The organism is Sphingomonas anseongensis (assembly GCF_023516495.1).
Classification (GTDB): Bacteria; Pseudomonadota; Alphaproteobacteria; order Sphingomonadales; family Sphingomonadaceae; genus Sphingomicrobium; species Sphingomicrobium anseongensis.
Window position 1 is genome coordinate 176,941 of the sequence record NZ_JAMGBC010000001.1, and the last position, 11,829, is coordinate 188,769.

The 11,829-nt window shown below is 64.7% G+C and carries 12 protein-coding genes; 3 read left to right on the top strand and 9 right to left on the bottom strand.

Annotated features, from left to right (window positions below; genetic code table 11):
* Positions 1-50 precede the first annotated feature (50 nt).
* Positions 51-2,033, top strand: a complete 1,983-nt coding sequence (locus LZ519_RS11630; protein WP_249866876.1) for an alpha/beta hydrolase family protein — start codon at positions 51-53, stop codon at positions 2,031-2,033.
* Between the two features lie 51 nt (positions 2,034-2,084).
* Here the strand turns inward: LZ519_RS11630 and rpsD are convergent, their stop codons facing one another.
* The 9 genes from rpsD to murI form a co-directional block, all read right to left on the bottom strand.
* Positions 2,085-2,699, bottom strand: a complete 615-nt coding sequence (rpsD, locus tag LZ519_RS00945; RefSeq protein ID WP_249866877.1) for a 30S ribosomal protein S4 — start codon at positions 2,697-2,699, stop codon at positions 2,085-2,087.
* 153 nt (positions 2,700-2,852) lie between these two features.
* The gene (locus LZ519_RS00950; RefSeq protein WP_249866878.1) at positions 2,853-3,092 is read right to left on the bottom strand and encodes a hypothetical protein; all 240 of its coding nucleotides are present in this window, start codon (positions 3,090-3,092) and stop codon (positions 2,853-2,855) included.
* A gap of 64 nt (positions 3,093-3,156) precedes the next feature.
* Positions 3,157-3,885, bottom strand: a complete 729-nt coding sequence (locus LZ519_RS00955; protein ID WP_249866879.1) for an RNA methyltransferase — start codon at positions 3,883-3,885, stop codon at positions 3,157-3,159.
* Positions 3,875-4,327, bottom strand: a complete 453-nt coding sequence (gene nrdR / locus LZ519_RS00960) for a transcriptional regulator NrdR (protein WP_249866880.1) — start codon at positions 4,325-4,327, stop codon at positions 3,875-3,877. The genes LZ519_RS00955 and nrdR overlap by 11 nt, the downstream gene beginning before the upstream one ends.
* A 6-nt stretch (positions 4,328-4,333) precedes the next feature.
* The gene (glyA, locus tag LZ519_RS00965) at positions 4,334-5,644 is read right to left on the bottom strand and encodes a serine hydroxymethyltransferase (protein WP_249866881.1); all 1,311 of its coding nucleotides are present in this window, start codon (positions 5,642-5,644) and stop codon (positions 4,334-4,336) included.
* A gap of 2 nt (positions 5,645-5,646) precedes the next feature.
* A complete protein-coding gene (rpiB, locus tag LZ519_RS00970) occupies positions 5,647-6,093 on the bottom strand; it encodes a ribose 5-phosphate isomerase B (protein WP_249866882.1) in 447 nt (148 codons plus the stop codon).
* Positions 6,094-6,131: 38 nt separating this feature from the next.
* Complete coding sequence (locus tag LZ519_RS00975) at positions 6,132-7,808, bottom strand: hypothetical protein (RefSeq protein WP_249866883.1); 1,677 nt, start codon at positions 7,806-7,808, stop codon at positions 6,132-6,134.
* A gap of 178 nt (positions 7,809-7,986) precedes the next feature.
* Positions 7,987-9,204 carry a 5-aminolevulinate synthase gene (gene hemA, locus LZ519_RS00980; protein WP_249866884.1) on the bottom strand — a complete coding sequence of 406 codons (1,218 nt, stop codon included), beginning with the start codon at positions 9,202-9,204 and terminating at the stop codon, positions 7,987-7,989.
* A gap of 70 nt (positions 9,205-9,274) precedes the next feature.
* Positions 9,275-10,066 (bottom strand): glutamate racemase, encoded by a 792-nt coding sequence (gene murI, locus LZ519_RS00985; RefSeq protein ID WP_249866885.1) that lies wholly within the window; start codon positions 10,064-10,066, stop codon positions 9,275-9,277.
* A gap of 72 nt (positions 10,067-10,138) precedes the next feature.
* Between murI and plsY the strand changes: the two genes are divergently transcribed.
* A complete protein-coding gene (gene plsY, locus LZ519_RS00990) occupies positions 10,139-10,717 on the top strand; it encodes a glycerol-3-phosphate 1-O-acyltransferase PlsY (protein ID WP_249866886.1) in 579 nt (192 codons plus the stop codon).
* Positions 10,710-11,792: a DNA-processing protein DprA gene (gene dprA, locus LZ519_RS00995; RefSeq protein ID WP_249866887.1), complete on the top strand. Its 1,083-nt coding sequence runs from the start codon at positions 10,710-10,712 to the stop codon at positions 11,790-11,792. Before plsY ends, dprA begins: the two co-directional genes overlap by 8 nt.
* Positions 11,793-11,829 lie beyond the last annotated feature (37 nt).

Genomic DNA, 11,829 nt, shown 5'->3' on the forward strand with positions numbered 1-11,829 from the left:
TGCTTCTGACAAGCTGGACCGGTGCCGAAGTTGGGCAGGGGGATTAGTTCGTGAAATACTGGATTTTTGGGAGCGTGGCGGCCGCCGCGCTGATTAGTGCGTCCGCGCAGGCGCAGGCGACTCACAGCCTTGCAGAGGATGCGGCCGCGTTTGGCGCTCGCGAAGCCGTGTCGGAGGCGACGCTGTCTCCCGACGGTTCGAGCGTGTTGTACGTAACGCCGGGGCCGGGACCGAAAACCTACGCGGTCATCTCGAACCTCGTCACGGGCAAGAGCAGCGTCATGACCGGTGCCGACGGCGTTCCCGAGAAAATCCGCTGGTGCAATTATTCTGCGCCCGACCGGGCGGTCTGCCGGGTCACCTGGAACTCATTCAACTCGTCTGGCGACATCCTGGGCTTTGGCCGGCTGATCGCGGTCAATCTCGACGGCAAGGACGCCAAACTGCTTGGCCAGCCGAGCAGCTGGTACGACGCCGGCCTTCGCCAGTTCGATGGTTCGATCCTCGACTGGAATGGGTCAAGCGACGGCACCGTGCTGATGGAGCGGGAATATGTGCCCGAAGAAGGCAAGATCGGAAGCCACATCATCCAGACCAAGGAAGGCCTGGGGGTCGACCGGGTCGATACCCGATCCCTGCGTGTGAGTTCCGTCGAGACTGCCCGCGATTCGGCGGCGAGCTACATGACCGACGGGCGGGGCAACGTCCGGGTCATGATGCTGGCGGAAGCCAGGCACGACGGCACACTGAGTGGCCGGTTCAAATATCTCTACCGGACGGCAAGCTCGCGCGACTGGAAGACTCTCTCCGAGTTCACCTCGGGCGACGAACAGATCCAGCCGCTTGCCGTCGATGCGGACATAGACTCGCTCTATGCGCTCAAGAAGAAGGACGGCCGCCAGGCGTTGTACGCCATCAAGCTCGACGGAAGCCTGGCGCAGCGGTTGATCGCTGAGAACCCCAACGTCGATATCGACGATGTCGTTCGCTTTGGCGACGGCAAGCGGGTCATCGGCTACACTTATGCAGACCAGACCCGGCACGCGGTCTATTTCGACCCCGAGTTCAAGGCGCTTTCGGAATCGCTTTCCAAGGCAATCCCGAACCTTCCGCTGGTCGATTTCGTCGATTCGAGCGCGGACGGGCGAAAGCTTCTCATCGTTGCCGCAAGCGACACCGATCCCGGACGCTTTTACGTCTTCGACCGCGACAAGAAGACCCTCAACGAGGCGATGCTCGAGCGGCCGGAGCTCGAGGGCAGGGCCCTTGCCCAGGTCAAGCCGGTGACGATTCCCGGCTCGGGCGGCGCCCAGATCCCGGGCTATCTGACGTTGCCGGTCGGCAAGGACGCCAAGCAGCTTCCGGCAATCGTCCTTCCGCACGGCGGGCCGAGTTCTCGCGACCAATGGGGCTTCGACTGGCTGTCGCAGTTCCTCGCGGCGCGCGGCTACGCGGTGCTCCAGCCGCAATATCGCGGGTCAGCCGGATTCGGCGACAAGTGGCTCAACGAGAACGGCTTCAAGAACTGGCAGACGTCGATGAGCGACATCGCGGCCTCCGCCCGCTGGCTTGCATCGCAAGGTATCGCCGATCCCAACCGCGTCGCGATCGTCGGCTGGTCCTACGGCGGCTACGCAGCGCTGATGGAGGCGGAAACCGATCCGTCGCTCTACAAGGCCGTGGTGGCCATCGCGCCGGTGACGGACCTCCAGCTCTACAAGCAGGACTTCGCTAATTACACGAGCTCGAGAATGGTCGAGGACTTCGTGGGCTCGGGCCCGCACATCACCGCGGGCTCGCCGCTTCAGCATGCATCGGCAATCCAGGTGCCGGTGCTGCTCGTCCACGGCGATCTAGATTCGAACGTCCGCGCCTGGCACTCGCAGAAGATGGCGGCGGCGCTCAAGGGCGCCGGCAAGCAGGTCGACTTCCTCGAGTACAAGAACCTCGACCACCAGCTCGAGGATTCAGGCGTCAGGCAGGAATTCCTCACCCGTATGGGCGAGCTGCTCGACCGGACGATCGGCCACTGACGCAAAAAGGGCGGCCAATGGCCGCCCTTTGAGTTCGCGATCCAGTGAAGGTTAGCGCGAGTAGAACTCGATCACGAGGTTCGGCTCCATGCGCACCGGATAGGGAACTTCGTCGAGCGTGGGTACGCGGGTGTAGGTCACCTTCGAGGTGCCGTCCGGGACGACGTAATCAGGCACGTCGCGCTCGGCGAGGCTCTGCGCCTCGATCACCAGCGCCATCTCCTGCGCCTTGGGCCCCAGCTCGATGACGTCGCCGACGTCAACCCGGCGCGACGCGATGTTGCACTTCACGCCGTTGACCCGGATGTGGCCGTGGCTGACCAGCTGGCGAGCCGCCCAGATCGTCGGAGCAAACTTGGCGCGGTAGACGATCATGTCGAGCCGGCGCTCGAGCAGCCCGATCAGGTTCTGCGATGCGTCGCCTTTCATCGCGCTGGCCTCGGTATAGGTGCGCTTGAACTGCTTTTCGGTGATGTCGCCGTAATAGCCCTTCAGCTTCTGCTTGGCGCGAAGCTGAATTCCGAAGTCGGACAGCTTGCCCTTGCGGCGCTGGCCGTGCTGGCCTGGACCATATTCGCGACGATTGACCGGGCTCTTGGGCCGTCCGAAGACGTTTTCGCCCATGCGGCGGTCGAGCTTGTACTTGGCGCTTGAGCGCTTGCTCACTTCAATTCTCCAACTTGCGTTTCACAAAGCCCCGGGACCGCACCATGACGCCTGATGCGCCATGCGATCGCCGCTTCACCGGGAGTGCGGGATCAATTGCGTGGCCCGGGCACCTAGTGGCGGGCCACCTTCAAGTCAATGTCGCGTCGCGGGTCAGCGGCGGCGATTGAACGCTGCGGCGTCCTTTACGAAGCAGTCGCCCGGCTCCCCGTTGCGAACCTGCGCGACTGCGCGCTGGACGTCCGCTTCGGTCCGGCAGTACGGCTGCCTGGCCGGCCGCAGGTCCTTGTCGGTGACGGGCGTCGCTCCCTGAAGCGGATCGCGAAGTATGAACCGGCTGTCGCCAATGCTGTCAGCTGGTGAGAGCATCAATGCCATGAGAAGAGAAATCATGGCCGTTCTCCTTTCATTTCAGGGAACTAACAATGCGCTTATCGGCGGCCCGTGGCAATGGTTTCTAGTCGCGTCGCCGCTCAGGGCCCATCAGCGCACGGATGACCCCACGGACTGCCTTCACCTCGCGCGACGACCAGCCGCTCTTGGTGAAGATCGTTCGGAGCGTGTTCCTGGTCGCCTCCGTCCGCGACGGCGGATGGAAATAGCCCTTTTCGACAAGCGCCTCGTCCAGCTGACCGATCAGGCCTTCAAGTTCACCGTGTGGAGCGACGGGCTCCAGCGGCTTGTCGGGTGGGACTGCGAGCTCGCTTCGCTTCGACCATTCGTAGGCCAGGAGGATGACCGCCTGGGCGAGGTTTAGCGACCCGAAGTCAGGGTTGATCGGCACGGTCACGATGGCTTTGGCGAGCGCGACGTCTTCCGTCTCCAGACCAGACCGCTCGGGTCCGAACAAGATGCAGGACGGTGCAGATGATGATGCGATCTCTTTCGCCATTGCCTCGGGCGAAAGCACCGGCATGACCAAGTCGCGGCGTCGAACGGTCGACGCATAGATTGCCGAGCAATCGGCGACCGCCTGCTTGACCGTGTCGAACACCCGAGCCCGCTCGAGCACGATATCCGCACCACTTGCGGACGGGCCTGCGTCCGGATTGGGCCAACCGTCGCGGGGCGCGACGATCCGCATCTCGGTGAGGCCGAAGTTCAGCATTGCCCGAGCCGCCTTGCCGATATTCTGTCCGAGCTGGGGACGGACCAGGACGATTGCGGGCTTTGGGCTAGCTTCCATCGCCGACCGCGCCGGCAATTTCGGCGAAGTCGCCGGGTTCGCTGAAGTCCTTGTAGACGCTTGCAAAGCGAATGTAGGCGACGTGGTCGAGGGCCTTGAGCCCATCCATCACCGCTTCGCCGATCTGGCTGGTCGTCACCTCGTCGCCGCGGGTCTCAAGCTGCCGCTGTATCGATGTGATCAGCCGCTCGATTCGCTCGGCGGGAATGTCGCGCTTGCGGCAGGCGATCGCCACCGACCGCTCCAACTTGCTTCGATCGAACGGCTCGCGCTCGCCGTTCTTCTTCACGACCGTGAGATCGCGAAGCTGCACGCGCTCGAAGGTGGTGAAGCGGGCCCCGCACGCCTCGCATTGTCGCCGGCGCCGGATCGACGCTCCGTCCTCGGACGGGCGGCTGTCCTTCACCTGGCTGGCTTCATGCGCACAAAAGGGACAGCGCATCGGCCTCTACGAGTCCTGGTAGATCGGAAATCTGGCGCATAGGTCGAGCACGCGCTTGTTCACCTGCGCTTCGACGTCGCCGTTGTTTTCGAGCCCGTTCGCTCCAAGCCCGTCGAGCACGTCGGCGACCATGTCGGCGATGTCGCGGAACTCGGCCTCGCCGAAGCCGCGGGTGGTTCCGGCAGGCGATCCGACACGGATTCCACTGGTCTTCACCGGCGGCAGCGGGTCGAACGGAACGCCGTTCTTGTTGCAGGTGATCCCAGCTCGCTCGAGGCTCTCGTCGGCATCCTTGCCGGTCAGGCCGAGCGGACGCAGGTCGACGAGCGCGAGGTGCGTGTCCGTGCCGCCGGCCACGAGATCGGCGCCGCGCTCCTTCAGGCGGCCGGCGAGGGTCCTGGCGTTGGCGATCACGGCCCTGGCGTAGGTTTTGAAATCGGGTTGCAGCGCTTCGCCGAAGGCGACGGCCTTGGCGGCGATCACGTGCATCAGCGGGCCGCCCTGGAGCCCCGGAAACACCGCCGAGTTGATCTTCTTGGCGATCGCTTCGTCGTCGGTGAGGACCATGCCGCCGCGAGGGCCGCGAAGCGTCTTGTGGGTTGTGGTCGTCACTACATGCGCGTGGCCGAACGGGGAGGGGTGCTCTCCGGCGGCGACGAGCCCTGCGAAATGCGCCATGTCGACGAACAGCAGCGCACCGACTTCGTCGCAAATTGCACGGAAGCGGGCGAAGTCGAGATGCCGCGGATAGGCCGACCCACCGCAGATGATCATCTTCGGCTTATGCTCCTTGGCCAGCCTCTCCACTTCGTCGAAGTCGACCAGATGGTCGTCCTGCCGGACTCCGTACTGCACCGCGTTGAACCATTTGCCGGACTGGGCGGGAGGAGCGCCGTGGGTGAGATGCCCGCCGGCGGCCAGGCTCATGCCCATGATCGTGTCGCCGGGCTGGAGGAGCGCCATCATCACAGCGCCGTTCGCCTGAGCTCCGGAGTGCGGCTGTACGTTGGCGAAGCCGCAGCCGAACAGCTTCTTGGCACGCTCGATAGCGAGGGTCTCGACAGAGTCCGACGGCCCGCAGCCCTGGTAGTAACGGCGGCCAGGATAACCTTCCGCATATTTGTTGGTGAGCACCGAGCCCTGCGCCTCCAGCACTGCGCGGCTGACGATATTCTCCGAAGCGATTAATTCGATCTGCGTCTGCTCGCGGCGAAGCTCGGCCTTGATCGCATCGGCGACGTCCGGGTCGGCCTGGCTTAGCCGGTCGGTGAAGAAGCCCTTGGGCTGGACGTCGTTCAAATTGGCTGCGCTGGCCATAGTCAGTCGCTTTCCTGAAGGAGCTGTGAGAGCTGGTCGACGCGCCTCTGGTGGCGGCCGCCGGCAAAGTCGGTGCCGAGGAATTCCATCACGCAGGCCTTCGCCATGTCGCTTCCGATCAGGCGGCCGCCGAGAGCGAGAACATTTGCGTCATTATGTTCGCGGGCGAGCTGAGCCGACAGCGGATCGTCCACACGGGCGCAACGGCATTTGGGATTGCGGTTCACGGCGATTGAAATGCCGATTCCGGAGCCGCAGACGGCAATTCCGCGCTCCGCTTCGCCGGACGCGACGGCGTTTGCGAGGCGGGCTCCGAATTCGGGGTAGTCGACGCTATCGGTGCTGTTCGTCCCCAGGTCCAGAACATCATGCCCGCTGTCGCGAAGCCAGGCCGCAAGCTCGTCCTTCAAGGCGAATCCGGCATGGTCGGAGGCGAGTGCGATGCGCATGGCCAGTGCCTAAGGCACCTCGGCCGGATTCGCCAGCCTTAGGCGGGCTTCGGCTGGCCGCCCTCTATCTGTGCAAGCCGGGCCGCCATCTCGTCGATCCGCTGCTGAAGGACCGATTCCCGCGAATGCCGGCTGCGTGCGACTCGCAGCGCGTCCGCGAGGTGAGGGATCATCTCCTGCACCGCTTCAAGTTCCTGCCTGTTGTAGCGATTGCCGTCCGACCGACGACCGATCAACAACGTCCCGACGCTGCTTTCCTCGTCCGCCAGTACCAGGCGCTCGATCAGCTTCGCATCGTCGGGCGATGAAACCTCGCGGGCGGCCAGGAGATCGCGACCCGTCGCGGTATCCATGACGATTGCTGAAGCGGAAGGATGAATGGCGTCGTCGATGATCGCCAGCGCCCGGGTCGCCAGTTCCTCGGGAGTTTCAGTAAGTCCCCAGCTCTTGAGCCGCTGGGCGGCTCCCCGGATGCGGTCGATGGGTCCGCCGAAACGCTTGCGGGTCCAACCGAGAACGACCGACTGCGTGGGCGAGAATATGCCGGCTGCGATCACCGCGCTTACCGCTGTCGCTCCGGCCTGGCTTTCGCGTCCGACGACCTGCTCGACGATCAGCTTGGCGAGGTCCGTCGTTGCTGCCCAGACGACGCCGACGATAATCGTGACGACCGCATAAGCTGCCGAACGGGTGATGACCGTGTCAGCCTCCCATAGCCGGTACCGCGTGAGTGCGATGAGCAAGCCGAGCGGGATTGCCGCCATTCCCAGGCTGAAGAGCACGAGCGCCGATAGGTTCACCCAGGCATTTTGCTGTGCCGGATTCTCGGGAATGAAGATCAGGACGATGAAGGCGCCGAGGAGCAGCACCAGGCCCACGACGAATCCGAAACCGGCCCATTTGATTTGCTGGCGCTCGATTCCTCCAGCGGCGCGGCGGTACCGGATCGCCTGCCCAATGAGGATCGCGAGCAACGCGAACACGCCGATTAATGCTTGGACGTTCGCATCCACGTCTGGAAGCGAAAGGAAGATGGCGAGGGGAATCCCTGCGGGGATGAGCCAGCGGTAGACGCGGGGGACGAAGATTCCGTCGGGGAAGGTCGCGAGGGCGATCAGAAACAGATAGTACCAACCACCGGCGATCACGTCGTTGAGCAGCGACAGCCGGAGCCCCATCCACATTTGCAGCGGCGGGTCGATCGTCGCGGCCATCGCCGCGAAGGCGATCGCGAACAGCATCGCGACCGGATCGGTCGGGCGGCGCAATCCGAGCAGAAGCGAGCAGGCCAGCAGCGCCGCGCATGCGATTAAAGCGGTGGTCAGCCGCGTCGCGATCCGCATGTCCCGCTGCTGGCGCACAGCGCGGTCGACCTCAAGCTTCACCGGTGTCTGCTGAAGGCTGACGACTGTTCCATCGGGCTTCTTCAGGTCGATCGCGAGGGCCGGTCCGGCGGTCGATTCGACGCCGGACCTTAGCTCGGCAATAGAGACCCTGGGCGAGACCGCGTGGCCATTTAGGCTGAGCACCTGCGCCTGCGTCTCGACCTGCTGCTTGCCGGAACTGTCGGGCAAGGTCCCGACGAGCACCCGGCCATCATATTCGACGTCGTAATCCAGCCCCCAGCGGGCGAAGACGGGCTGCACTTCGTAAGTGTCGCGAAGCACGTAAATGGTGGCGCCGATATCGGCGAGGAAGGCCAAGCCAAACAGCACCACCCAAAAGGCTCGGACCAAGCGCGCTGAACGGTCGGAAAGCGCACGCAGCCGCATGGGCGGTGCGTACAACGCCCTCGCTGACCTGCCTCCCATTCGCGGTCCCCCAACAACGCGATTCGCGGAAATGCGATGCTAGCAGAAAATCGGGATTCAACGCGCCTTGAATGGCTTGGCGTCAGGCGGCCTTGCGAAGCTCCAGCTCGAGCCTGGCCCAGATCTCGACCAGCGCGTCGGTGAGCTCGTCCATCATCTCGACGCTGTGGCAGGGGCCCGGAGTGAAGCGCAGCCGCTCAGTCCCACGCGGGACGGTCGGGAAATTGATCGGCTGGACGTAGAGCCCGTACTCGGCGAGCAGGACGTCGCTGATACGCTTCGCCTTGGCCGGGCAGCCGACAAGAAGCGGGACAATGTGCGTGACGCTTGGCATCACTGGCAGCCCAGCGGCCGCGAATTTCTTCTTCAGCGTGGCCGCCGCGGCCTGCTGCGCCTCGCGCTCTGTCGACGAAGCCTTGAGGTGACGGACACTTGCGAGCGCGCCCGCGACAAGCACCGGCGACAGCGACGTGGTGAAGATGAACCCCGGCGCATAGCTTCGGATGCAGTCGATGATCGTCCGGCTCGCGGCGATATAGCCGCCCATGACTCCGAATGCCTTCCCGAGAGTCCCTTCGATGATGGTCAGCCGGTCGGCGACTCCGTCGCGCTCGGAAATCCCTCCTCCGCGATCACCATACATGCCGACCGCGTGAACCTCGTCCAGATAAGTCAGCGCTCCATATTTGTCGGCGAGGTCGCAGATGGCAGCGATCGGGGCGATGTCGCCGTCCATCGAGTAGACGCTTTCGAATGCGACCAGCTTCGGAAGGTCCGCGTCGCATTCCGACAGCAGCTGCTCGAGATGGTCGAGATCGTTGTGGCGGAAGACTCTTTTCTCGCAGCCCGAATTCTTGATGCCCGCGATCATCGACGCATGGTTCAGCTCGTCGGAGAAGATCACGCAGCCCGGCAGGAGCTTGCCCAGGGTCGACAGAGCCGCTTCGTTGGACACATAGCCTGAAGTGAACAGGAGCGCTCCCTCCTTGCCGTGGAGCGAGGCTAGCTCGGCCTCAAGCTCGACGTGGTAATGGGTGTTGCCGCTGATGTTGCGGGTTCCGCCGGAGCCTGCGCCAACCTCGTGAAGCGCGGTTTCCATCGCCTCGACGACGGAAGGATGCTGACCCATTCCGAGATAATCGTTGGAGCACCAGACGGTGACCGGTTTCGGACCGTTGCCGCCGAAGCAATGCGCGTTCGGGAAGGAGCCCTTGGTGCGGATAATGTCGATGAAGACACGGTAGCGGCCTTCCTGGTGGAGCCGCCCGATCGCAGATTTGAAGATGCTTTCGTAATCCAACGCTACATTCCCGCCGGTGTTGGGGGGGCTTTAGCTCCGAGCTTCGATCATTTCCACCCTTGCAACCGCGCTAAAGCGTGCGGACCTCGTCCAAGCCATATCCGGCGAGCGTTCCGAGCAAGGCCTGGCGAGGCTCAACGCCGGTAAAGACCGCGATCCCGCCCGGATATTGGGCCGGCCAGGGCTGCTCCCTGGTGAGATAGCGCACCCGGCGGGCGATCCCCGGACCGCCGTCGACCCATTGCCGGCCCGGAAACGCCTCGGCGAGCTCATCCTGGAGCAGCGGAAAATGCGTGCAGGCAAGGACGACGACGTCCATCCGGTCTGCGCCGCCCTGCTCGAACAGCGGCAGCGCCGCACTCCTGACCTCGTCCACGGAAACGCGTTCGCCGGCCAGCTTCGACTCTGCGAGCGAGACGAGCTGGGGCGATCCGTAGCGAAGCACGGTGCACCGGCTCGCGAACTGGCTGGCGAGATCGTCGACATAGGCCTGGCGGACGGTCGCCTCGGTCCCAAGCACTCCGATCACTCCGCTCTTCGTCATTTCGGCTGCAGGCTTGATCGCCGGGACGGTGCCGACCACGGGCACGTCGAGCGCCGAGCGCACATGGTCGAGCGCGATCGTGCACGCGGTGTTGCACGCGATCACCACGAGTCGCGGTTGGAAGCGCTCGACCAGCCGGCCGAGAAGCGCCGGAACGCGCGACGCGATCTCGGCCTCCGACTTGGTCCCATAGGGATAGGCTGCGCTGTCGGCGGCATAAATGATGGGGGCGGTTGGAAGCAGCTCGCGCGTTGGACCGAGAACCGACAGTCCGCCGACACCGGAGTCGAAGAAAAGGAGGGGCGCGTCGGGGTTCATCTCCTTCGCATTTGACTGACGCCGAACTCGCCTGCAACTGTCTGCGGCATGGCGGGGGATCCACGAACGCAAATGATGCTGGCGCTTCTGCTCGGCTATCTGCTCGGGTCGATCCCGTTCGGACTTCTTCTCACGCGCTTCGCCGGGAAGGGTGACATCCGCGAAATCGGCTCCGGCAACATCGGCGCCACCAACGTCCTCCGTTCCGGAAGCAAAGGCCTGGCCGGGGCGACGCTGGTGCTCGACGCGCTGAAGGCGACGGCGGCGGTACTGATCGCTCGGGCGCTGTGGCCCGGAAGCGAAGCCTTCGCGGCCGCCGGAGCGCTGCTCGGCCATCTCTATCCGGTCTGGCTGAAGTTCCGCGGCGGGAAGGGCGTCGCCACCTTCCTCGGCCTTCTGATCCCGTTGCTGTGGCCGGCAGCGCTCGTCTACGCGCTCGTTTGGCTTGCCGCACTGCTGATCTTCCGAATCTCCTCGGTCGGCGGAATGACGGCAGCCATCAGCGCTCCGGTCTCGGCTGCGGTGTTTGGCCGCCAGGACCTGTTTCCAATGATGCTCGGTTTCACGCTCCTGGTCCTGTGGCGCCACCACGGGAACATTGCCCGGCTTCGCGCCGGGAAGGAGCCGAGGATCGGGAGACGAAGTGGCTGACGATCTTATCGCCCGGATCCGGCTCATCCGTTCACCGTCCATCGGGCCAGTAACATACCGCCAGCTGATCGCCCGTTACGGGTCGGCGCAAGCCGCTCTAGAGGCGATTCCGGATCTCGCCAGGCGCGGCGGAGGCAAGCCGCCCAGGCTGGTTACCGTTGACGACGCGGAGCGGGAACGGGCGCGGGCAGACAAGCTGGGTGCCCGTTACCTGGTGCTCGGCCAGGGTCTTTATCCGGCACTCCTGGCTCAGCTCGACGACGCTCCGCCCCTGCTGATCGCGAAGGGCGACATCGGCCTTCTCGACAAGCCGGCAGTTGCGATCGTCGGCGCACGCAACGCCTCCGCGGCCGCGTGCCGCTTCGCGCGCAGCCTGGCGCACGACGTGGGGCAGGAGGGGCTGGTCGTGGTCTCGGGCCTCGCCCGCGGGATCGATTCCGCCGCTCATGACGGCGCCCTCGAGTCCGGAACCATCGCCGTCATCGCGGGCGGCATCGACGTATTCTATCCGCCGGAGAACGAAGCGCGGCAGAGGACTTTGTTTGAGCGTGGCCTGGTGGTGGCGGAAATGCCGCCGGGAACCGAGCCGCGCGCCCGCCACTTCCCCTACCGGAACCGGATCATCGCCGGACTCGCGCTCGGGACGATAGTCGTCGAGGCCGCGCCGCGATCGGGTTCGCTGATCACCGCCCGCCTTGCCGCCGAGGCCGGACGCGACGTGATGGCCGTTCCAGGTTCGCCGCTCGATCCGCGCGCCCAAGGCTGCAACCAGCTGATCCGTGACGGCGCCACCTTGATCCAGAACGCTGCCGATGTGGTCGAGGCAATCCAGCCCGCACGGCCGAGGTTCGCTTCGCCCAGGTTCGACTATGAGGCCGCCCCTGCCGAGCAATTCGACGGTGAAGCTGTCGCGACCGTGGAATCGCTGCTCGGTCCCTCGCCGGTGCCGGTAGACGAGATCATCCGCCTGTCCGGCGGAGCTAGCGGAGCGGTGCAGATGGCGCTGCTCGAGCTCGACCTCGCTGGCCGGATCGACCGGCATGCAGGCGGAAAAGTGAGTTTACGAGCCGCTTGACGGCGGGAATCGGGCGACCCCACCTTACGCACATGCG